The following is a 23,438-nucleotide window of genomic DNA, read 5'->3' as shown; positions in this document are numbered from 1 at the left end:
GTGAAGAAAATGGCTAAAAAATCACCAGAAGTTGGAGATTATAAATATGGCTTCCATGATGAAGACGTTTCTATTTTCCGTTCAGGTAGAGGTTTAACTGAAGAAATCGTTAAAAAAATATCTGAAATGAAAGACGAACCTCAATGGATGCTTGATTTTCGTTTGAAATCATTAAAACAATTCTACAAAATGCCTATGCCAATGTGGGGTGGGGATTTATCAGAATTAAACTTTGATGAAATCACATATTATGTTAAACCATCAGAACGTTCAGAACGTTCATGGGATGAAGTTCCTGAAGAAATTAAAAATACTTTTGATAAATTAGGTATTCCTGAAGCAGAACAAAAATACCTTGCTGGTGTATCAGCACAGTATGAATCAGAAGTAGTTTACCATAACATGGAAAAAGATTTAGAAGAACAAGGTATTATCTTTAAAGATACTGACTCAGCTTTACGCGAGAATGAAGATCTATTCAAAGAACACTTTGCTTCAGTAATTCCTGCTGCAGACAATAAATTCTCAGCATTAAACTCAGCTGTATGGTCAGGTGGTTCATTCATCTATGTACCTAAAGGTGTTAAACTTGAAACGCCGTTACAAGCGTACTTCAGAATTAACTCTGAAAACATGGGACAATTTGAAAGAACATTAATTATTGCTGATGAAGGTTCTTCAGTACATTACGTAGAAGGTTGTACAGCACCAGTTTATACAACGAATTCATTACACTCAGCTGTAGTTGAAATCATTGTTAAAAAAGATGCATACTGCCGTTATACAACAATTCAAAACTGGGCAAATAACGTATTTAACTTAGTTACAAAACGTACATTTGTTTATGAGAATGGTACGATGGAATGGATTGATGGTAACTTAGGTTCTAAGTTAACTATGAAATATCCATCATGTGTATTATTAGGTGAAGGCGCAAGAGGTATGACTTTATCTATCGCACTTGCAGGTAAAGGCCAAGTACAAGATGCTGGTGCTAAGATGATTCATAAAGCTCCAAATACGTCATCAACAATAGTATCAAAATCTATTTCTAAAAATGGTGGTAAAGTTGTATACCGTGGACAAGTTCACTTTGGCCGTAATGCAACTGGTGCACGTTCTAATATTGAATGTGATACTTTAATCATGGATAATGAATCAACTTCAGATACAATTCCTTATAATGAAATTATGAATGATAACATTTCATTAGAACACGAAGCGAAAGTTTCTAAAGTATCAGAAGAACAATTATTCTACTTAATGAGCCGTGGTATTTCAGAAGAAGAAGCAACTGAAATGATCGTAATGGGCTTCATTGAACCATTCACTAAAGAATTACCAATGGAATATGCAGTTGAAATGAACCGTCTAATCAAATTTGAAATGGAAGGCTCAATCGGCTAATCATATTCATTTAAATAAAGTAAAAAAAGTAGAAATTCCAGTGATGGAATTTCTACTTTTTTTGATTTTAAATAGAATTGAAGGAGGAAGTATTATGGAGGAAAGAGATATCGTGCGATTCAGTATCAATCGCACGAAGACTAAACGATAAGCATATAAAAAAGACGACAAAGTCGAAAACTTTGTCGTTTTTTATCTAGATTTCTTTTTAATCAATCGCAGATAGTTGTGCTTTAGATGTGCGGTTTCTTAGATCAACTTCTATTTCTTCTAAACTACGTCCTCTTGTTTCTGGTAAGTATTTAATAACGAATATCATCGAGATAACTCCGATGAATGCGAAGATAAGGAATACTTGTTCTACACCCATAACTGATGTAAGCATTGGGAAGAACTGTGCGACTAATAAACTACCAATAGATAGTGATAATGTAGCAATTCCTGTAGCCGCGCCTCTAGCTCTCATTGGGAATAGTTCAGGTAACACAATCCAAAGTATTGGCCCCCAAGTAAATGCGAAGAATACGATGAATAAAGTTAAACAAACGACGATGATCCATGCACCGATTGTTGAATTTAAACCAATTGTCCATGATAAAGTTGCCATTATCAATAACGAGCAAACCATACCTATATTACCTGTAACAAGTAGTTTTTTACGATCTACTTTATCTAATATATACACTGCAAAGATTGTTACGATAACGTTGACTGATCCGATACCTACAGTACCTAAAATTGCAGTAGCATCTCCTAATCCAGCTTTACTAAAAATCGTAGGTGCATAATAAATAATGGCATTAATACCTATGATTTGTTGAAGTAAGGCGAATACACATCCAATGAGTAGGACAGGTCGTAACCAAACGGATTTGAGTACAGTCCAAGTGCTTTCTGAAATACGAATGATTTCTTTCATTTCACCAATTTCTTTATCGATTTCTTTTTTATTTCTTGTTATTGCCATAACTTTTCTAGCTGCACTTTCACTTTTATGTTCTAATAACCATCTTGGACTTTCTGGCATGAAATAAACACCAATCATAAGTATTACAGAAGGAACGACCGCTAAACCGACCATCCATCTCCATGCTTCCATATCTGCAAATGCATAGTTTATTAAATAAGATACGAGTATACCGATTGTTATCATTAGCTGATTCAGTGAACTCAATGATCCGCGTGAGTCTGTAGGTGCCATTTCTGAAAGATATACTGGCACAATTGCCGTTGAACCACCGACTGCTAAACCAATAATGAATCTACCTATTACGAGTACAACCATTGATTGAGCAAATGAAAGTATCATTGCACCAATGATAAATACGATGGCAATCATAAATACTAATTTTCTACGACCGAGTTTATCTGATAGTGGACCACTTGCCCCTGAACCAAATATTGCCCCAACTAACATTGAACTAACAACGAGCCCTTCAGTAAAATGAGTCAGTGGAATATCATTTTTGATGAAAAGTAACGCCCCTGAAATGACCCCAGTATCATAACCGTATAGTAAACCACCTAGCGCCCCTAAGAAGAATATCAATTTTGTTCTATAACTACTTGTTTCCATGTTTATTACCCCCTTATGTTTTGGAAAAGACAATGTTGTTTCGATTTATCGAACTTTGTTTTAATTATGTAATCAGATTTAATTATCTTAAATAACTAAAAACTGTTGTATTTATTTAACTAATCTGATTTAATTATAAATGTAAGCCTTTTCAAGAATAAAATCAAGTGTAAAATAAAAAAACTAGAATGATTAGTTATTTGAAGTTACTTAAAGGTATAGGGGGACGGTCATGAAACAAACTTCAAGAATAAATGTAAATTTAATGAAAGATTATAATAAGCAACTTGTTTTAAGAACGATTCAAAAGCATGGTCCGATATCAAGAGTTGATATAGCAAATCGAATTCAACTTTCAAGACCATCAGTTTCAGAAATAGTTACATTATTGATTGATGAACGGTGGATTGAAGAGAAACCTACGAATATGAAAGTTAGAGGTAGACAACCTATACCACTGGATATTAATAGAGAGCAGAAATTGATTATCGGATTAGAGATAGGCGCATATGTAACGAACGTCATAGTGAGTAATCTCAAAGCAGAAATATTGTATGAAGTACAAATAGAAATTAATGCCCAACATGAACCTGAGCAAGTGATTACGTATTTAGGAGAACAAATAAATAAAATTACTGCACATTATATCGAACAAAATATAGACATTTTAGGTTTAGGGGTCGGTATGCATGGTCTTGTTGATACGAAACAAGGTAAGAATATATTTGCACCAAATTTAGGTTGGCGAAATATAGAGATTCAATCGATTTTAGAAAAGATTACGAATCTACATGTCATGATCGATAATGATTGTAATAGTGCAGCATTAGCTGAAATGTGGTTTGGGCAAGGACAAGATGAAAATAATTTTATATCCGTCCTTGTAGATTACGGTGTAGGTGCAAGTATTATCAATCAAGGTGCAATTTTAAAAGGTGCTCACCACGTCACTGGACAGATTGGACATGTGACGATTGATCCTGATGGACCATTATGCTCATGTGGTAATTATGGTTGTTTAGAAACATTTACTTCTGAACAGGCAATTCTAAAAAACTTAAAACGCCAATTGAAACTAGGTGAGAAAAGTAGTGTCATGCAAAGTGTCACTGATATTGATGAACTCAATATCAATCATTTTTATCAAGCAGTTAAAGAAGGAGATTCATTATGTCTCACAATTGCACGTGATGTCGGTAAATATTTAGGACTTGGATTTACGATATTAATAAATTTATTTGGACCAAAGTTTATTGTACTGGGCGGAAGCATCACAACAATGAGTGAGATTTTAATACCAATCATTCAAGATATCATCCAGTTAAAAGTGATGGGCAATGATGCAAAGCATACACCCATCGTAACATCAGGATTAGGAAAAAATTTATATACAATTGGTGCATCGTCATTAATTGTTGAAGAGACATTTAAGTTAACAAATTTGAATAATGAATAAGGGGAGAAAAAACGATGGCAAATTTAAACGAACAAGTTGTAATAGTTACAGGTGCTGGTAAAGGTATAGGAAAAGGCATAGCAAAACAACTCGGCAGTAAAGGGGCGAAAATTGTCGTTGCAACAATTGATGAATCTTTTGGCAGAGAAACTGTGGAAGAAATTATTAAAGACGGTGGGGATGCCTATTTTGTAGAAACAGATGTTTCAAAAGAAGCAAGTATTATCAACATGATTGAAGAAACGGTTCAACATTATGGTCAAATTAATACACTTGTAAACAATGCAGGTATTACAGTATTTAAATCAATAGAAGAAGCATCAGTGGAAGATTGGGATTCAATTATTAATATTGATTTAAGAGGTACATTCTTATGTTCTAAACATGTGATTCCAGAAATGAAACGTCAAGGTGGAGGGTCAATTATCAATATTTCTTCAAATCACTCGCTAGCTACGTTGCCTGATACGGATATGTATGCAGCAGCAAAAGGTGGCGTAAACGGTATGACGAGAGGTATGGCGTTGAGTTTAGGGAAATATCGTATACGTGTGAATGCGATATGTCCTGGATTTACGAATACCTCACATTTAAAAAATTGGTTCGATTCAATGGATAACGAAGAAGAAGTGAGACAAGGTGTTCTTGATTTACATGCTACACATAGAATCAATGAACCTGAAGATATTGGTAAGTTAGCACAATATCTCGCTTCAGATGATTCTGAAATGATGACAGGCGAACATTTAGTTATAGATGGTGGATTATCAGCAAGATTGTACAATGCTGAAGGTTATTAACTTGAAAGGCGTGATGGAATGATGGACGTATTATCAATTGGTGAAACGATGATTGTGTTTTCTCCAAAAGAAGATGGACCAATGCGATATGCACATGATTTTACAACGCATATCGCAGGTGCAGAAACGAATACACTTATTGGTTTAGAAAAATTAGGCGTCAAATCAGGTTGGATTAGCCAGCTTGGAAATGATGAATTAGGTCATAAAATTCTTTCATTTGTTAGAGGTGAAGGTATTAATGTTGATTCCGTTACATTAAATAATGATGCTTCCACTGGATTGTTTCTAAAAGAGAAATTAAATCAAGATCAAACACGCGTACATTATTATAGAAGCAATTCTGCTGCTAGTAAAATGACAGACGCGAATATCGATTTAGATTATGTAGCTCAATTTAAATACTTATATGTTACAGGTATCACGCCAGCATTAAGTGAGAATTGTAAAAAAATGATCTTTCATTTAATAGATGAAGCGAAAAAGTTAGGTTTAAAAATCATTTTTGATCCAAATTTAAGATTGAAATTATGGGCTGAAGATGAAGCACGAGAAACTTTAATAAACATCATCGCTTTAAGTGATATTGTACTACCTGGTATTAGTGAAGGGGCATTTTTATTTGGTGACACGGATGAAGAAATCATCGCGAATAAAATGATTGAACTCGGTGCATCAACCGTAGTGGTGAAGCTAGGGAGCAAAGGTGCATTTTATAAAGATAAAAATGAAGCTGGCTATGCCCAAGCATCTAAAATAGTAAATGTTATCGATCCTGTTGGTGCAGGTGATGGGTTTGCTGCTGGTTTTATTGCTGGTTATATTAACGGATTATCATTAAATGAAGCGGTTGAACAAGGATGTAACGTAGGTGCACTTGTCACAACTGTTAAAGGTGATGTTGAAGGTTTACCTACATTGGAAGCTTTAGAACAAATGAAGGATTCAAATGATATTGAAGATGTAATTAGATGAGGAGGCTTTTCCATGAACACGTTAAATGTAATTAAAGAAACAAAGTTGATTGCTATTATAAGAAATGCGAATCCAGATGATATATTACCAATCGTTAAAAGTCTATATAAATCTGGGGTTAAAGCGATAGAAGTTACGATGAATTCACCAAAAGCATTAGAATCAATTGAATTAATAGCGAATGAGATGAAAGATAAAGTAGTTGTAGGCGCTGGGACTGTCTTAGATCCTGAAACTGCACGATTAGCGATATTAAGTGGGGCAACTTTCATTTTATCGCCGACAGTTAATAAAGAAACGATAAGAATGAGTAAAAAATATGGTGCAGTTAGTATTCCAGGTGCAATGACACCTACTGAAATATTAGAAGCATATGAATATGGTGGGGATATTATTAAAGTATTCCCTACAACGACTTTAGGACCAGCTTATATCAAAGATTTACAAGGTCCATTACCACACATTCCATTGTTACCAACAGGTGGCGTTGATTTAAATAATGTAAGTGATTTTATTAAAGCAGGTGCAGTGGGGGTTGGCTTAGGCAGTGCGCTCGTCAATACTAAAGCTGAAACAAACGACGCTTACTTTGAATCTTTAGAACAAACAGCAAAAGCATTCTATAACAAAGTACATTAATAAAGGACGTGTAAAGAATGAAGATTGTAGACTATGAATTATTTCAATTACCACCTAGATGGTTATTTTTAAAAATAACAACTGACGAAGGTATTTCCGGATGGGGTGAACCATTAATAGAAGGTAAAGCAGCTACAGTTGAAGCGGCTGTACATGAATTTATGAAACAACTCATCGGTAAAGATCCACTTAAGATAGAGGATCATTGGAATATGATGTATCGAAGTGGCTTTTATAGAGGTGGACCTATTTTAATGAGTGCCATTTCTGGGATTGATCAAGCACTATGGGATATTAAAGGTAAATATTATCAAGCACCCGTACATGAGTTAATGGGCGGTGCATGTCGAGATTCAATCAAAGTGTATTCGTGGATAGGTGGAGATCGTCCACAAGATACGGTTAATGCAGCTAAAAAAGCACACGAAAATGGATTTGAAGCGATAAAGATGAATGCGACAGAGGAACTACAATATGTAGATAGTTATGATAAAATCGATCAAGTTGTAGAACGCGTTGCAGGTATAAGAGAAGCGGTAGGGAATCAATTAGGAATAGGTATTGATTTCCATGGTAGAGTGCATAAACCAATGGCTAAAATATTGGCAAAAGAATTAGAACCATTTAAACCGATGTTTATTGAAGAACCTGTACTCAGTGAAAATATAGAAGCGATTCGAGAAATTAGTCAAACGACAACAATCCCAATTGCTTTAGGCGAACGACTATTCTCAAGATGGGACTTTAAACCGATACTTGAAAGTGGATTTGTAGATATCATACAACCTGATTTATCTCATGCAGGCGGAATTACAGAATGTAAAAAGATTATTTCTATGGCAGAAGCATATGATGTAGGTGCGGCACCACATTGTCCACTAGGGCCGATTGCTTTATCTTCATGTTTACAAGTAGATGCGACGAGTCACAATGCATTTATTCAAGAACAAAGTTTAGGTATTCATTACAATAAAGATAGCGATATACTTGATTACATTAAGAATAAAGAAGTGTTTGAATTTGAAAATGGTCAAGTGAAAATACCACAAGGTCCAGGATTAGGTATTGAAATTGATGAAGATCATGTGCGAGAAATGGCAAAGGTAGGACATGATTGGCATAATCCAATATGGAGACATAAAGATGGCAGTATAGCAGAGTGGTGATGAAAAAACAAAAACAGCGTATAAGATTAGTAGTTCGCTAATCTTATACGCTGTTATTTAATTTCTTTGTATTCAAATACTTGTAATGGATTGAATTTAATTAAAAAATGTTCATGCCACGTACTTAGTCCGTATTTTTGTTGGTAATGTTCAAGTGCTTCATCAATATACCCTTCTGATACATCTAAATAGTTACTGAGCTCAAACTTGTTGTGGACACCTGATTGATATGCTTGGACGATATTTTGTAGTGGAATGATTTTTTCAAAACCAAGTCTACGTGCTTTATGTTCAAATTTCCATTTCCATAATTCATCTGTGTCGATGATATTACCATATGAAATATCGTGATGTGCTAATTCTTCACCTAATACTTCAAGTTTTTCTTTGTCAGTTAAATTTTCCTGCAATAAAATTAACCCATCAACGTATAGACCTTTCAAATGATCAGGAAGGTTATTTGTTTCTTTAATGATAATGTGCTCATTATTGATAAGCGTCTTTTCATATCTATTCAATATATCCCCACCATAATTTTCTATTGATATCTTTATTTATTTTGATGTTTTAAGAAATCAACATATTCTAGCACTTTATTGAGTTCTGCTTCTGTTAATTCTCCATCTAAATGAGCAGCGATTGTTTCTGCGGTTGAGTTATACGTTGTTTTAGTTTCCCCATCTAATAAATAACTTACACTTACATTAAACAATTGCGCCATTTCTTCGATTTTCTTCATCTTTGGTGCTTTACGACCTGTTTCCCAATATGAAATGGATTGTTTTGAAACTTGTAATTCATCTGCTAATTTCTGTTGCGTCCAGCCCTGCTTAGTTCTAAGTAAACTGATTTGCTCTGAGAGTTTGTTTCCAGACACCATAAGTTCCCGCTCCTTAATTAATTGATACCTTAATTATAACTATTAGTTATATTATTTCAATAAAAAAACAAAAAATATAACTCAAAGTTATTGACGTCAACCAAAAGTTATACTATAGTGTAACCAAGGAGGTGAACGAAATGGTTAAAATGAATTTCAAATCAGACAAAGTAAACTTTGATTATTCAGAGGAAGATAACCGAATCGAAATAAATCCAGATAAGATCAAACAATTTATAGCTATGATTGGAGGATTTATAGGTGCAGTATATTTAGCATTGAGCGCATCTGGAATTTATATAGATTGGTTGAATCCTCAAAAGTTAGACGCGTGGATGAACGTATTAAATACAGGTATCCCAATAGTGTTCGTACTATATGGCATTTGGAAAAATACTTTCATTTTAACAAGTCGATCGAGAGACCAAGAAACATTTTTAAAACAATCAGGAAAAAAATAAAAAAGAAAAGGATGATTAAATGTTAACAGCAATTGATTACTTAACAAAGAAAGGTTGGGAGATTTCCTCTGATCCAAGAACATATAAGGGGTATCCCGATAAGTACGGATATAGAAATTATATTGAAGGTGGTATCAATTATGATGCATATTGCAGTGGATACCATAGAGCATTTGATGTATTTAACAACAAGACGGATCAAATACCTGCAGTAACAAGTGGAACAGTCATACTCAGTGAACCATTTGGGAATTTCGGTGGGACAATGGAAATTCGAGATAGCAACGGTAATGACTGGATTTATGGACATATGCAAAGAGATATTTTGAAATTTTCGAAAGGTGATAAAGTCAATCAAGGAGATATCATCGGACTGCAAGGAAATAGTAATTATGCAGGAAATCCAATGAGCGCCCACTTGCATATCCAATTAAGAAGAAAAGGCGAAGACATTACTAATGAAGTCACGAGAGTATGTAGTGGGATGCCAATAGAAAAATATGATATTACAAATTTAAATCAAAAATTAGACCAATCAAATAATAAAGGAGTAGTTAAAATGAGTAGAAAAATTATGATCGTAGCAGGACATGGATATAATGATCCAGGAGCAGTAGGAAATGGAACAAATGAAAGAGATTTTATTAGAGCAAATATTGTAGACCGTGTAGCCAATTATCTTAAACAAGCAGGCAATACAGTAGCAGTTTATGGAAAAGACCAAGATATGTATCAAGATACAGCATATGGAGAACAAGTTGGGAACAAGACAGACTATGGATTATATTGGGTTAAATCACAAGGATATGAAATAGTTGTTGAATTTCATTTAGATTCAGCAGGACCAACAGCATCAGGCGGACATGTGATTATTCCAAGTGGATTAGCACCAGATTATATTGATAATGGATTACAACAATCTATTCAGAAATATGTAGGAACAATTCGTGGCATTACACAAAGAAGTGATCTATTACATTGTAATGTTGCCAAAGCAGAATATATCAATTATAGACTTGTAGAATTAGGATTCATTACTTCAACTAAAGACATGAACGCAATTAAAAGTAATTTAAATAACTATACAAAATCACTAGCAGAAGCCATTCATGGCGCACCAATTGGAAGTACACCAACGACGTATACAGTAGTATCAGGAGATACATTATGGGGAATTAGTCAAAAAACAGGCGTATCCGTAGCTACATTAAAAAGTTTAAACGGACTAAAATCAGACGTCATTTACGTAGGACAAGTGTTGAAATTAAAATAAAGGAGCAGTTGAAATGAATGAAAACAATAAAAAAATGCCTTAACAAAAACATATTACAATGACGGCCATCATTTAAATGTTTAAGTAAGACATCTATATAGTAATGTAAATATAACATAAAACCCGCACACCGACAAATAAGGTGTGCGGGTTTTATGTTGTAAATTAATTACAAAAAACATATTGACAGAATATTATGAAATGAATATATTATAATTAAGCTAACTTAAAATAAAGGGAAGAAGTGATTGGGATGAAAAAATGGATATATAGTTTTATAATCATAGTTTTTGCAGTCTTTTCATTATTCGTGCTGAGATACTTAGAACCATATTTAGATAGGGTAAATCCGTTAGTTGAGAAGCAATGGAGTTATGCAGAAGTACCATTTTATAAAGATGCAGAATCAAAGACTAGAGAAGAAATAATAGAAATACAAGATTATAAAAATATAACGTCTTATGATGAAGAAGGAAATAAAAATCGATATAAACTTTCCTTTAAAGGACATGACCCATCAGGTCAATTTGTGAAAATTGAACATAAAGGTAAGTATGTTTTTTTTATTGAATATATAACTAAAAAAGAATTTGAAAGAAAAGTAAGTAAATAAGAGGAATCAAATATGTTTAACAATCGAAGCTAAAGTTAATTAATTTAACTTAGCTTCTTTTTTATTTAATTTTCATGAATAAAACAAACTAACTGAACTATAAATATACGATGTGTTATGATAAAAGTGGTGATGATAAATGATAAATATTGGACTAACTGGTTGGGGAGATCATGATGATTTATATCTCGATCTTTCGAATAAAAAAGATAAATTAAAAACGTATGCTGCTCATTTTCCAATTGTGGAATTAGATGCAACATATTACGCAATTCAACCTCATAGAAACATCGAAAAATGGATTAAAGAAACGCCGAAAAACTTTAAATTTATAGTAAAGATTCATCAAGCGTTAACTGGTCATGCTGAAGTGACTGATTTTGCTGAAGGTAAAGAAGCGTTATTTAATTTATTTAAAGATTCTATTATACCTTTACAAGCTGCCAATAAATTGGCAATGGTATTAGTCCAATTTCCACCGTGGTTTGATTTACAACCGCAGAATATTAATTATTTAAGGTACGTTCGAGAGCAATTAAAGGAATTTGATGTGTGTATCGAATTTCGAAATCGATCGTGGTTTAAAGATGATGTTAAGGAATATACGTTAGAATTTTTAACGAATATGAAATTCATTCATAGTGTTTGTGATGAGCCTCAAAGTGGAGAAGGTTCTATTCCTTTAGTTAATCGTATTACACATGATGTTGCATTTGTTCGATATCATGGTCGAAATGTGAATGGTTGGACAAAAAAGGATATGACTGATCAAGAATGGCGAAATGTAAGGTATCTATATGATTATAATGATGAAGAATTAAAGGAATTAAGCGAAAAAGTTAAGATTTTAAATCATAAAGCGAAAGACATTTATGTTGTATTTAATAATAACTCTGGTGGTCACGCTGCACAAAATGCTAAAACTTACCAAAATATATTAGATATAAATTATGAAGGTTTAGCGCCAAAACAACTTAAATTATTTTAGAGGTGACAGTAGTGGCATATTTAGTATTAGTAATCATAGGGGTTCTTTCGGCAATTATTGGGGCACTTGTTGGTATTGGTGGAGGCATTATCATCGTACCTTCACTTGTTTACTTTGGAATTGACCACCAATTATTGTCTGGAATGACACCTCAAAAAGCAATCGGAACATCTTCAGTTATCTTGATTACAACAGGATTAACTGCAACACTAGGCTATTTAAAAACGAAACAAGTGGATGTGAAGAATGGATTAATATTCTTAGTAGGTATTATTCCTGGTTCTTTAGTTGGTGCGTATTTAAGTAAATATTTTACATTAGATTCATTTAATTTATACTTTGGATTATTTTTAATCATAGTATCTATTATTTTAATGATTCGTAATCACGTCAAACCGATTAAATATTTTCAACAAGAAAAATATTTAAAATCATTCATTGATCAAAAAGGTGTGCATCATCGCTATGGTATCCCACCTGTAATGGCTGTGGTATCTGCGTTTGTTGTAGGTATAACAACTGGGCTATTTGGTATAGGTGGTGGCGCATTAATGACACCATTAATGATCATTGTATTTAAATTCCCACCACATGTCGCTGTAGGAACAAGTATGATGATGATATTCTTCTCAAGTTTATCTAGTTCTGTCAGTCATGTTATTCAAGGAAATGTATTATGGGTACATGCCATTGTGCTTATTGTTTCAAGTTACTTCGGTGCAAAAATTGGCGTGAAAGTAAACAGTAAAATGAATTCAGATACAGTAGTATTAGTATTGAGAATTACGTTATTAATCTTAGGTATATATTTGATTTTAAAAAGTGTTCTATAAGGAGTTGGATTAGTGAAACTCACGATATTTCATACAAATGATATTCACAGTCACTTAAATACATATGCAAAAATATCAAAATATATTAAAGAAGAGAGAAGTCAGCTAGAACATGATTCTTTATATATTGATATTGGCGATCATATAGATTTGTTTCATCCATTAACGGAAGCTTCACAAGGCTTAGAAAATATTAATATATTGAATGAAAGCAGTGTAGATGTCGTTACACTCGGTAATAACGAAGGTATGACAATTTCTCATGAAGCATTGAATCGACTCTATAAAGATGCTGAATTTGATGTTACATGTTGTAATCTATTTGATTTAGAAGGTAATTTACCAGAACATCTCACGTCTCATGTTGTAAAGCACATCAATGGTTTAAATGTTTGCATGATTGGACTTACCGCGCCATTTAATCATATTTATGAGACATTAGATTGGAAAGTTACATCTCCATTACTTGCTTTAAAAAATGAAATTGAACAAATTAAAGAAGACTACGACGTGTTACTCGTATTAAGTCATGTTGGTATATTCTTTGATGAACAACTATGTGAAGAATGTCCGGAAATTGATGTTATTTTTGGCGCACATACGCATCATTACTTTGAACAAGGTGAAGAAAAGAATGGTGTACTTATGGCGGCAGCTGGTAAGTATGGTCATTATGTTGGTACAGTGGAATTAGAAATCGAGGATCATAAAGTCATAAGTAAAAAAGCACATTTATTAGATACAAAAACGTTAGATGAAGTTGAGAATAATTATGAAGAAAAAGGTAAAGATTTATTAAGTAAACCAATTTTCAATCAAGAGATTTCTCTTCCTCGACGCGTCAACAGTGCGAGTTATACAACGGATTTATTATGTGAAAGTATACTTGAATTTACAGAGGCAGATTGTGCAATTATTAATGCAGGGCTTATTGTTAAAGGAAAGACGGGGAATGTTTTGACTGAATACGATATTCATCAAATGTTGCCACATCCAATTAACACAGTTTCAATTGAGCTCAAAGGTATAGAACTGAAGCAAATTATTTATAAAGCAATGGAACAATCTTATATGGACGAAGTAGCAATAGGGTTTGGTTTTAGAGGAGATATTTTTGGAGGATATGTATTTAAAAATATCGGCTATATAGAATCGACTGGACAGTGCTTCGTTAAAGGTGAAGAAATTCAAGATAACAGTACTTATAAATTAGGTACGATTGATATGTATACATTTGGAAGGTACTTCCCAACGTTAAAAGAAATGGATATCAATTATATTATGCCTGACTTTTTAAGAAATATTTTTGAACAAAAAATTATGCAAAGTGAAAAGAAAGCGTAACGAGCATTTAAATTTATATGTTTTTTGTTATAATGAACAAAGATGAAAATTAATTATAGAAGGGTGTATGCGTATATGGCTACCAAGAATGAAGAAATATTACGTAAACCAGACTGGTTAAAGATAAAGTTAAATACGAATAAGAACTATACAGGCTTGAAGAAAATGATGCGTGAGAAAAATCTTCACACAGTTTGTGAAGAAGCAAAATGTCCGAATATCCATGAATGTTGGGGAGAAAGACGTACTGCAACGTTTATGATATTAGGTGCTGTTTGTACAAGAGCGTGTCGTTTCTGTGCTGTAAAAACAGGACTTCCAAATGAATTAGATTTAGATGAGCCACAACGTGTAGCAGAATCTGTTCAATTAATGAACTTAAAACACGTTGTTATTACAGCAGTTGCAAGAGATGACTTGAAAGATGCAGGTTCAACGGTTTACGCTGAAACTGTACGTAAAGTTAGAGAATTAAATCCTTATACGACAATCGAAATCTTACCTTCAGATATGGGTGGAAGTTATGAAGCTTTAGAAACATTAATGGCTTCAAAACCAGACATTTTAAACCATAATATCGAAACAGTAAGACGTTTGACGCCAAGAGTTAGAGCACGTGCTAAGTATGATCGTACGCTTGAATTCTTAAGACGTTCTAAAGAAATGTATCCAGATATCCCAACGAAATCAAGTTTAATGGTTGGATTAGGAGAAACTGTAGAAGAAATTTATGAAACGATGGATGATTTACGCGCAAATGGAGTAGACATTATGACAATTGGTCAATATCTACAACCTTCACGTAAACATTTAAATGTACAAAAGTACTATACACCATTAGAATTTGGTAAATTAAGAAAAGTTGCTATGGAAAAAGGCTTTAAACACTGTCAAGCAGGTCCAATGGTACGTAGTTCATATCATGCAGATGAACAAGTTAATGAAGCAGCTAAACAAAAACACATTCTAGGTGAACAAGCACTTAATAATTAATAAGGTGATTGAATGTTAACTAAAATAGAACAAAGCTATTTTGAAGTAATTAAAGATGATCAAAAATCATTTAATGAAGAACAATTTACATCACGTTATTCTGAAATTCTAGATAAATATGATTTTATTGTTGGCGATTTTGGATATGATCAATTACGATTAAAAGGTTTTTACCATGATTCAAATAAAAAAAGCGATGCTAACAAACGTTTTTCAGCTATTCAAGATTACTTATTAGAATATTGTAACTTTGGATGTAAGTATTTTGTGTTACGACGACTTTCGAAATCCGAAATTGCAAAATTAACAGCCGAAGACGCTGACTTTGTAGATGAAGATAGTAAATTAGACAACGTAAAAATAGAACCGACAATACAACAAAATAGTAAAAAAGAATCTAAGAAACAAAATGAAATTGAAGAAGTAGAAAAAGTGGAAGAAGTGGAGCAAGTCGATGAAGTTGAAGAAATCAAGGAAATCGAAGCACCACAGACCCCTCGAAATACTTTGAAAGATTATTTATAATTACGAAAAGAGGCTGAGACATAACATTGTGTCCAGCCTCTTTTTTCTATACTGCGATTCTAAGGGACATAATTCGGAAAAGTGTCCGTTACACAGTTCTAAGGGACATAATTCGGAAAAGTGTCCGTTACACAGTTCTAAGGGACAGAATTCAGAAAAGTGTCCGTTACACGGTTCTAAGGGACATAATTCGGAATAATGTCCGTTACACGATTCTAAGGGACATAATTCGGAATAATGTCCGTTACACGATTCTAAGGGACATAATTCAGAATAATGTCCCTTACACGATTCTAAGGGACATAATTCGGAAAAGTGTCCGTTACACGGTTCTAAGGGACAGAATTCGGAATAATGTCCGTTACAGCATTCTAACGATCACAATCCGGAATTCTGGCAATTACAGCATTCTAACGATCACAATCCGGAATTCTGACACTTACGTACATACACAACTCAATCATTCATAAAAATAACCTCAATTAAACTAAATATCAATTACATCATTTAAATATTCAGTAACTTCGTCGCCTTCTTCCGCTGACAATCCTAATATATGACTGATATATCCTTCTTCTTCTAAATCATCTTTACCTATAATTCCAAATTTATTATTTTGTGTATTTAATACAATAGTTTTTCCGTAATGTCTGTCGGTATAAATGAGTGTTAAGTCATAACGGCTATGCTCGCCGACAAATCCTACGAATTGTATTTTTGCTTCATCTTGTTCATCATATAAAAACATATCTATCATGTGATTTCATTCCTTTATTTTTAGGGATAGTTTCATTGATAAGTATACAGAGCAATGCCGTATAATTCAAAATTATGATATTATAATATATGAATAGGAGGTTTTCTACATGTATTTTGTGGATAGTAAAACACTGAATTTAAAATTGAACTACTTAGAACAATTAACAATTGATTTTGAAGATGTGAAGCAATCACCATACGCGTTAGAAAGAGTTGCTCATATGATGATTGAATCGGTTGTAGATGTTGGGAATTTAATTATTGATGCATTTATTTTAAGAGATCCGGGCAATTATAAAGACGTAATTGACATTATGGAACTTGAAAAAGTGTTTCAACCTTCAACTGCTGAAGAGATTAGAATTTCCATTGATTATAGAAAAGAATTAACACGTAATTATGAAAATATTGATCATGATGCTTTAAGAAAAGCATTTGAACAAGCAACGCCATATTATAAACAGGCAATTGCGGATACGAAACATTTTTTAGTTAATGAAAATGTAGCCATCACAGCATTTGGTGAAGGAGATAAAAATGAAAGATTATAAAGGTTATTTAATTGATATAGATGGAACGATGTATAAAGGTACAGAAGTGATTGAAGGTGCAATTGAATTTATCAGTTATTTGAATGAACAAAATAAAGATTATTTATTTGTAACGAATAACTCATCAAAAACACCAGATGAAGTTGCTGAAAAATTAAATAATATGGGATTTCAAACATCAAGTGAACATGTAATCACTTCAGCGATGGCAACAGCTGGATATATTAGTGAAATCGCTCCTGGTTCAACAGTATATATGATTGGTGGCAGTGGATTAAGAAAGTCACTTACTGATGCAGGTTTAATCATTAAAGATGATGAACATGTTGATTATGTTGTTGTTGGACTTGATGTGAATATTTCTTATGAAAAATTATCTGTAGCTTGTTTAGCAGTAAGAAATGGTGCGAAGTTTATTTCTACAAATAAAGACGTGTCTATACCTAATGAGAGAGGTTTCTTACCTGGTAATGGTTCACTTACAAGTGTTGTTAGTGTATCTACAGGCATTACACCGATTTTTATCGGTAAACCAGAAACGATTATTATGGAACAAGCAATAGAAAAGATAAATCTTTCTAAAGATGAGTGTGTCATGATTGGTGATTTATATGATACAGATATTTTAGCTGGTATTAATAGTGGCATCGATACGTTGCATGTACAAACAGGCGTGACAACTTTAGATGAAATTAACAAGAAGGAAGTATTACCTACATATAGTGTAGAAAATTTATTCGAAGTCATTAATGAATAACATTAAGGAGTTGGAATCATGGAAGAGAAAGTATTAATATCAAGAAAGTTACCAGAAAAATTCGTTCAACAAATAGAGAATCTTGCTAAAGTAAAAATGTGGGATAGCGAATTAGAACCTATGCCTAGAGCACAATTTTTAGAAGAAGCTAAAGACGCTACTATAGTCATAACGACTTTAAGTGAAAAAATAGACGAAATATTTTTTGAAGCGGCACCAAATGTAAAAGGTGTTGTTAATTTAGCTGTCGGATTTGATAACATTGATTTAGAACTTGCTCATGAGAAAAAAGTGATTGTAACGAACACACCTGAAGTATTAACTGAAACGACGGCAGAATTAGGATTCAGTTTAATGTTAACTGCTGCACGACGAATTGTTGAAGCGGTTGAATATGTTCAAGATGGAGAATGGAAAAGTTGGGGACCTTATTTATTAGCCGGTCAAGATGTTCATGGTTCAACGGTAGGTATATACGGAATGGGTGCAATTGGTGAAGCATTTGCGAGAAGATTATTAGGATTTAATTGCAAAGTACTTTATCATAATCGCTCTAGAAAAGAAGAAGCGGAACAACGTTTAAATGTCGAGTATCGCTCATTTGAAGAACTACTTGAAGAAAGTGATTTCGTTGTATGTACAGCACCTTTAACACCTGAAACAAAAGGTATCTTTAATAAAGATGCATTTGAGAAGATGAAAAATTCTGCAATACTCATTAATATTGGCCGTGGTCCTCATATAGTTGAAAATGACTTAGTCGATGCGATAAATAATAATGAAATACTAGGTGCAGCATTAGATGTTGTTGAGAAAGAACCGATAGCAAATGATCATCCATTTTTAAAAATGGATCAAGTCATTGTCGTACCGCATATTGGTAGTAGTTCATTAAAAACAAGAAATAAAATGGTTCAACTTTGTGTAGATAATACAATTCAAATAATTAAAGGTGATGAACCACTGACACCAGTTAAAATTTAATATTTAATAAAAGCCTTCAAAACGATGATTCAGTTTTGAGGGCTTTTTATTTTCAACATACATTTTCCTTTTAAATACAAAAAATGCTATTATTTTACATATATTAATTGATAAAGATGGATACATAGAATATAATATTGAAATAGAATAAACAAAACATATAAACAAAAGGGGATTAACAATGGAAAAATTTAAAAGTATATTTCAAACTGACAATGCAAAAATAGTCGGATTAACCCTTTTCTATTTTGTAATCATGCTTATTTTATTTTGGATTTATGGTGGCGGGAACGCGAGTAATAATTTTATTTATAACGAATTTTAATAAAGGAGTAAGTATATGAGAGACATCTTAGAACAATTATCGTATATGAGTGAATATCATACTGATAATGTAGCAATAAGTTATAGAGAAACATCTTTAACTTATGGTGAGCTCGATTTTTACTCGAATCAATTAGCTACATTAATAGGTCATTCTAAACAACCACTGGTATTATACGGTCATATGTCACCTTTTATGATTGTAGGAATGATTGCAAGTATGAAAGCAGGTAATGGGTACGTTCCAATTGATATTTCTCTTCCGATAGAAAGGATAGAACATATCATAGAGAAGGTAGAACCTGTTTTTATTTTTAATACAACTGGAAAAATATTGAACGAATTACATATAGAGCAAATTACAATAGAGGATTGTGTCCAAACTGAAATACGCCTTGAAGATATTGAACCTATCAAACGTGAGCAAACGGTTTATACAATTTTCACTTCAGGTTCTACAGGGTTACCTAAAGGTGTTCAAATCAGCTATGAAAGTTTATTAGACTTTATTCAATGGATGACTGATTTAAATAAAGTTGGTAACCATAAGAAATGGTTAAATCAAGCGCCATTTTCATTTGATTTATCAGTGATGTCAATTTACCCATGCTTGATGACAGGCGGTACGTTGGAATTAGTCGATAAACAAATGATTGAAAAGCCAAGAGAACTATATGATTTATTAAATCATAGTGAAGTTGAAAGTTGGGTATCAACGCCATCATTTTTAGAAATGTGTTTATTACTACCTGATTTTAATCAAGATAAATATCCGAAATTGAAACAGTTTTTCTTTTGCGGAGAGATATTTAGTCATAAGACTGCACAGAAATTGCTTGATTTATACCGTGATGCGACGATTTATAATACGTATGGACCTACAGAAGCGACAGTAGCGATTACGGGTGTACAAATTACGCAAGACATACTTGATCAATTTAATCCTTTACCTGTTGGAACAGTTAGACCAAACACAGAAATTGAGCTGACAGATCGAGGTGAATTAGTAATTATCGGTAAAAGTGTGAGTCAAGGTTATCTCAAGGACAAAGAAAAGCATAACAAAGTGTTTAAAAATATAAATGGCAAAGTGCATTATCATACAGGAGATAAAGCAACATTCCGTGATGGATATTGGTTCATTCAAGGACGTTTAGATTTTCAAATTAAGATAAACGGCTATCGAATGGAACTTGAAGAAATTGAAATGATACTTGAACAATTACCAGAAGTGAAACAAGCGATGATAACGCCAATTAAAAATGGAGAAAAGGTTCAATATTTGTACGCCACTTTAGTATTAACTGAAATGAGTACCATTAATGAAGCGGAAATGTCCAAACAGGTAAAAGCAGCACTTAAATTGCAATTACCTGAATATATGATTCCGAGAAAGTTTAGATTTGTGGATCAATTACCACTGACAGTAAACGGTAAATTGGATAGGAAAAAAGTGTTAGAGGAGATTCAATCATGATACCTTACGGTGACTTTACGTATTTCTTAATTACCTTAACGTTAATGATACCTGTAATTGTCTTAGGGTTAATAGGTAAAAGAAGTCTTATTTACAATAGAATCATCACATTAATCATGCTTGTACTTATCTTCTCAGATGATAGTAAAAACATTTTTGATAATCCTTATTTAAGTTTTCAAATTATATTCTTTACTTTATATGTTTGTTATCAAGTTGTTTTAATTAAATCTTACATAACTATTAGTAAAAAATTAAACAACTTCAAACTATTTGTAGTCACTATATTTTTGTCGATTTTACCGTTAATCATTGTTAAAGTTCTGCAAAGTAGTTGGTTAGGTGAACATCAACTGATGATTCACGGTAATAGAGTAATTGAATTTATCGGTTTTCTTGGTATTTCATATATTGCTTTCAAAAGCATTCAGCTCATTATGGAGATACGTGACAATAGAATTAAATCCATTGATTCATTAAAACTCATAGATTTCATCACGTTCTTCCCAACGATATCTTCAGGACCAATTGATAGATATAAAAGGTTCATTAAAGATGAAGATAAAATGATAGATCCTGAAAAATATTATTCGTTGTTACTGAAAGCAATACATATGATATTTCTAGGTTTTTTATATAAATATATCATTGCTTATTATATTAACGAATATGTAATTAACGTCGTATCTATAGATACAGATCCTACATTTTTAAATTATGTGTACTATATGTACGGATATAGTTTTTATTTGTTTTTTGATTTTGCAGGATATAGTTTGTTTGCCGTCGCGTTCAGTTATTTATTTGGCATTCAAACACCGCTCAACTTCAACCAACCATTTAAAGCTAAAAATATAAAAGATTTCTGGAATAGATGGCATATGACTTTGTCATTCTGGTTTAGAGATTGTGTTTATATGCGATTTGTCTTTTGGGTATCTAAAGAAAAATTATTAAAAGATAAGCTATTAATTTCTAATTTAGGATTTTTTATTAATTTCTTTATTATGGGTATTTGGCATGGTATTGAGACATATTATATTCTATATGGCTTATATCACGCGTTATTATTTATTGGTTATGGATACTATGAGCAATGGCGAAAAGCACATCCACCTAAATGGAATAACAAATTTACAAATGCTGTAGCAATAGTAATCACGTTCCATAGTGTCGCATTTGGATTTTTATTATTCTCAGGAAAATTAATACATTAAACGAGGAGATTTATAATGAATTTTGATGAACAAGTATTAAATATATTAGCAGACGTAGCAGAAAATGATATTGTTAAAGAAAATCCAGATATTGCAATATTTGATGAAGGTATTATTGATTCATTCGCAACAGTTGGATTATTGTTAGAAATACAAAATAATTTAGATATTGATGTCACGATTACTGATTTTGATAGAGATGAGTGGGCAACACCAAATAAAATTATAAATGTACTTAAGGAATTACAATGAAATTAAAATGGTTGCTGCCATTACTTATTAGTGGAATTTTATTTGGCTTATTCTTATTGATACCAGTAGACTGGTTTACATCTTTATCAAAGCGACAAAATATTCATGAAGAAGCAACATCACTTAATGATTCGGTGTTAAAAGGTATTCATTCACAAGAAGAAATGTTGAGAAGTAACCGATATTATCCTATATTTGGTTCAAGTGAATTAGAGAAACAAGACATATTTCATCCGGCACATATTTTGAAAGACAAAAATTCAAAATTAAAACCATATTTAATAGGTAAGGGTGGATCAACTGATTTGATTCATGCGATTAATGTTGCTAGCCAAGCACAAAATCTCGAAGGTAAAAAAGTGGGTATCATCATTTCGCCACAATGGTTTACGAACCACGGTTTAACGAATGATAATTTTGATGCGAGGTATTCGCCATTACAAGTAGATCGCCTGTTTAAAAACCCAGCGATCAGCAGTGAATTGAAAGACCGTTTTGCACAACGATTACTAGAGTTTAAACAATTGAAATCCGACAATTATTTAAACTCAGCTGTAAAAAAAGATAATAACACCTATGAAGAAGGCACGTTTATGAATGATTTTCAAAATCGTATTTATGAAAAACACGATGCTTTAAAATCAATATTTGGGAGAGAACAAAGTGTCATTCCTAAATACACGCCTCGACACATAGGTGAAATGGATTGGACAGGTATGAAACGATATGACAGTCAGTATGGTGCAAAGCATTCGTCATCGAATGAATTTGGAATGAATGATCAATATTGGTCGTTATTAAATCAACAGCGTAAGAGATATAACCGAAGTTATGAGTTCAATGCGCATTCTAAAGAGTTTGATGATTTACAATTATTAATTGATGCTTTAAAAGAAGCAAAAGCAGATCCATTATTTATGGTGATTCCTGCGAATGGTAAGTGGTATGATCATATCAATGTTGATAAAAATAAACGGGAAGTCGTTTATAAGAAAATCAATAACATCATCACATCGAATAATATGAAACTTTACGACATTACAGATAAAGAATATGAATCATACGTTATTAATGACGCCGTTCATATTGGATGGAAAGGTTGGGTCTATCTTGATGAACAAATGTTGAATCATATCAATGATAGATTTAAACAAAAAACGCTTAATCGAAAAATCGATTAAGCGTTTC

At 32.6% G+C, this 23,438-nt stretch carries 25 protein-coding genes and 1 pseudogene; 22 read left to right on the top strand and 4 right to left on the bottom strand.

Going from position 1 to position 23,438, the window contains the following annotated elements; all coding sequences use genetic code 11:
• Positions 1-9 precede the first annotated feature (9 nt).
• Positions 10-1,407 (top strand): Fe-S cluster assembly protein SufB, encoded by a 1,398-nt coding sequence (gene sufB, locus P3U32_RS09800; RefSeq protein ID WP_323702955.1) that lies wholly within the window; start codon positions 10-12, stop codon positions 1,405-1,407.
• Positions 1,408-1,615: 208 nt separating this feature from the next.
• On the opposite strand, the gene P3U32_RS09795 is transcribed toward sufB, so the two are convergent.
• A complete protein-coding gene (locus tag P3U32_RS09795; RefSeq protein WP_323702954.1) occupies positions 1,616-2,983 on the bottom strand; it encodes a glucose transporter GlcP in 1,368 nt (455 codons plus the stop codon).
• A gap of 232 nt (positions 2,984-3,215) precedes the next feature.
• On the opposite strand from P3U32_RS09795, the gene P3U32_RS09790 reads away from it, so the two are divergent.
• From P3U32_RS09790 to dgoD, 5 genes are read left to right on the top strand one after another with little or no spacing between them, the layout of a single operon-like run.
• Positions 3,216-4,439: an ROK family transcriptional regulator gene (locus P3U32_RS09790; RefSeq protein ID WP_323702953.1), complete on the top strand. Its 1,224-nt coding sequence runs from the start codon at positions 3,216-3,218 to the stop codon at positions 4,437-4,439.
• A gap of 14 nt (positions 4,440-4,453) precedes the next feature.
• The gene (locus tag P3U32_RS09785; RefSeq protein WP_323702952.1) at positions 4,454-5,239 is read left to right on the top strand and encodes an SDR family NAD(P)-dependent oxidoreductase; all 786 of its coding nucleotides are present in this window, start codon (positions 4,454-4,456) and stop codon (positions 5,237-5,239) included.
• Between the two features lie 21 nt (positions 5,240-5,260).
• On the top strand, positions 5,261-6,214 hold the full coding sequence (locus P3U32_RS09780) for a sugar kinase (protein WP_323704872.1): 954 nt from the start codon (positions 5,261-5,263) through the stop codon (positions 6,212-6,214).
• A 12-nt stretch (positions 6,215-6,226) separates the two neighbouring features.
• Positions 6,227-6,853: a bifunctional 4-hydroxy-2-oxoglutarate aldolase/2-dehydro-3-deoxy-phosphogluconate aldolase gene (locus tag P3U32_RS09775; RefSeq protein ID WP_323702951.1), complete on the top strand. Its 627-nt coding sequence runs from the start codon at positions 6,227-6,229 to the stop codon at positions 6,851-6,853.
• A 17-nt stretch (positions 6,854-6,870) separates the two neighbouring features.
• The gene (dgoD, locus tag P3U32_RS09770; RefSeq protein WP_323702950.1) at positions 6,871-8,019 is read left to right on the top strand and encodes a galactonate dehydratase; all 1,149 of its coding nucleotides are present in this window, start codon (positions 6,871-6,873) and stop codon (positions 8,017-8,019) included.
• A 53-nt stretch (positions 8,020-8,072) separates the two neighbouring features.
• Here the strand turns inward: dgoD and P3U32_RS09765 are convergent, their stop codons facing one another.
• Both P3U32_RS09765 and P3U32_RS09760 read right to left on the bottom strand, forming a co-directional pair.
• Complete coding sequence (locus tag P3U32_RS09765) at positions 8,073-8,537, bottom strand: ImmA/IrrE family metallo-endopeptidase (protein ID WP_323702949.1); 465 nt, start codon at positions 8,535-8,537, stop codon at positions 8,073-8,075.
• Positions 8,538-8,569: 32 nt separating this feature from the next.
• On the bottom strand, positions 8,570-8,899 hold the full coding sequence (locus P3U32_RS09760) for a helix-turn-helix domain-containing protein (protein WP_323702948.1): 330 nt from the start codon (positions 8,897-8,899) through the stop codon (positions 8,570-8,572).
• A 140-nt stretch (positions 8,900-9,039) separates the two neighbouring features.
• Here P3U32_RS09760 and P3U32_RS09755 point away from each other — a divergent pair, with 140 nt between their 5' ends.
• From P3U32_RS09755 to P3U32_RS09720, 8 genes and pseudogenes are all read left to right on the top strand, one after another.
• Entirely contained in the window at positions 9,040-9,360 is a 321-nt protein-coding gene (locus P3U32_RS09755; protein ID WP_323702947.1) for a phage holin, read from the top strand.
• A 19-nt stretch (positions 9,361-9,379) separates the two neighbouring features.
• Positions 9,380-10,633 carry an N-acetylmuramoyl-L-alanine amidase gene (locus P3U32_RS09750; RefSeq protein ID WP_323702946.1) on the top strand — a complete coding sequence of 418 codons (1,254 nt, stop codon included), beginning with the start codon at positions 9,380-9,382 and terminating at the stop codon, positions 10,631-10,633.
• A gap of 253 nt (positions 10,634-10,886) precedes the next feature.
• A complete protein-coding gene (locus tag P3U32_RS09745) occupies positions 10,887-11,246 on the top strand; it encodes a YxeA family protein (protein WP_323702945.1) in 360 nt (119 codons plus the stop codon).
• Between the two features lie 139 nt (positions 11,247-11,385).
• A complete protein-coding gene (locus tag P3U32_RS09740; RefSeq protein WP_323702944.1) occupies positions 11,386-12,234 on the top strand; it encodes a DUF72 domain-containing protein in 849 nt (282 codons plus the stop codon).
• A gap of 11 nt (positions 12,235-12,245) precedes the next feature.
• Positions 12,246-13,067 carry a sulfite exporter TauE/SafE family protein gene (locus tag P3U32_RS09735; RefSeq protein ID WP_323702943.1) on the top strand — a complete coding sequence of 274 codons (822 nt, stop codon included), beginning with the start codon at positions 12,246-12,248 and terminating at the stop codon, positions 13,065-13,067.
• A gap of 12 nt (positions 13,068-13,079) precedes the next feature.
• The gene (locus tag P3U32_RS09730; protein WP_323702942.1) at positions 13,080-14,411 is read left to right on the top strand and encodes a bifunctional metallophosphatase/5'-nucleotidase; all 1,332 of its coding nucleotides are present in this window, start codon (positions 13,080-13,082) and stop codon (positions 14,409-14,411) included.
• A 75-nt stretch (positions 14,412-14,486) separates the two neighbouring features.
• The gene (gene lipA / locus P3U32_RS09725) at positions 14,487-15,404 is read left to right on the top strand and encodes a lipoyl synthase (RefSeq protein ID WP_323702941.1); all 918 of its coding nucleotides are present in this window, start codon (positions 14,487-14,489) and stop codon (positions 15,402-15,404) included.
• Positions 15,405-15,416: 12 nt separating this feature from the next.
• Positions 15,417-15,794, top strand: a pseudogene (locus P3U32_RS09720) (YutD family protein); the annotation flags it as partial.
• Positions 15,795-16,416: 622 nt separating this feature from the next.
• On the opposite strand, the gene P3U32_RS09715 reads toward P3U32_RS09720, so the two are convergent.
• Positions 16,417-16,686, bottom strand: coding sequence for a DUF3055 domain-containing protein (locus tag P3U32_RS09715; RefSeq protein ID WP_323702940.1), 270 nt, complete (start codon positions 16,684-16,686; stop codon positions 16,417-16,419).
• Between the two features lie 109 nt (positions 16,687-16,795).
• Here P3U32_RS09715 and P3U32_RS09710 point away from each other — a divergent pair, with 109 nt between their 5' ends.
• The 8 genes from P3U32_RS09710 to dltD all read left to right on the top strand — a co-directional run bounded on the left by P3U32_RS09710 (position 16,796) and on the right by dltD (position 23,431).
• Positions 16,796-17,239, top strand: a complete 444-nt coding sequence (locus tag P3U32_RS09710; protein WP_323702939.1) for a DUF86 domain-containing protein — start codon at positions 16,796-16,798, stop codon at positions 17,237-17,239.
• Entirely contained in the window at positions 17,226-17,996 is a 771-nt protein-coding gene (locus tag P3U32_RS09705) for a TIGR01457 family HAD-type hydrolase (protein WP_323702938.1), read from the top strand. The genes P3U32_RS09710 and P3U32_RS09705 overlap by 14 nt, the downstream gene beginning before the upstream one ends.
• An 18-nt stretch (positions 17,997-18,014) precedes the next feature.
• Complete coding sequence (locus P3U32_RS09700) at positions 18,015-18,980, top strand: 2-hydroxyacid dehydrogenase (protein ID WP_323702937.1); 966 nt, start codon at positions 18,015-18,017, stop codon at positions 18,978-18,980.
• Positions 18,981-19,161: 181 nt separating this feature from the next.
• Positions 19,162-19,305 carry a teichoic acid D-Ala incorporation-associated protein DltX gene (locus P3U32_RS09695; RefSeq protein ID WP_323702936.1) on the top strand — a complete coding sequence of 48 codons (144 nt, stop codon included), beginning with the start codon at positions 19,162-19,164 and terminating at the stop codon, positions 19,303-19,305.
• Positions 19,306-19,320: 15 nt separating this feature from the next.
• Positions 19,321-20,781, top strand: a complete 1,461-nt coding sequence (dltA, locus tag P3U32_RS09690) for a D-alanine--poly(phosphoribitol) ligase subunit DltA (RefSeq protein WP_323702935.1) — start codon at positions 19,321-19,323, stop codon at positions 20,779-20,781.
• Positions 20,778-21,998 carry a D-alanyl-lipoteichoic acid biosynthesis protein DltB gene (gene dltB, locus P3U32_RS09685; RefSeq protein WP_323702934.1) on the top strand — a complete coding sequence of 407 codons (1,221 nt, stop codon included), beginning with the start codon at positions 20,778-20,780 and terminating at the stop codon, positions 21,996-21,998. Before dltA ends, dltB begins: the two co-directional genes overlap by 4 nt.
• A 15-nt stretch (positions 21,999-22,013) precedes the next feature.
• Positions 22,014-22,250, top strand: coding sequence for a D-alanine--poly(phosphoribitol) ligase subunit 2 (gene dltC, locus P3U32_RS09680; RefSeq protein WP_323702933.1), 237 nt, complete (start codon positions 22,014-22,016; stop codon positions 22,248-22,250).
• Positions 22,247-23,431 (top strand): D-alanyl-lipoteichoic acid biosynthesis protein DltD, encoded by a 1,185-nt coding sequence (dltD, locus tag P3U32_RS09675; protein WP_323702932.1) that lies wholly within the window; start codon positions 22,247-22,249, stop codon positions 23,429-23,431. The genes dltC and dltD overlap by 4 nt, the downstream gene beginning before the upstream one ends.
• Positions 23,432-23,438 lie beyond the last annotated feature (7 nt).

It is taken from the genome of Mammaliicoccus sp. Dog046 (assembly GCF_034039665.1).
GTDB lineage: Bacteria > Bacillota > Bacilli > Staphylococcales > Staphylococcaceae > Mammaliicoccus.
Note: the sequence above shows the minus strand (reverse complement) of the source record. Positions and strands in the feature narration are given on the sequence as shown.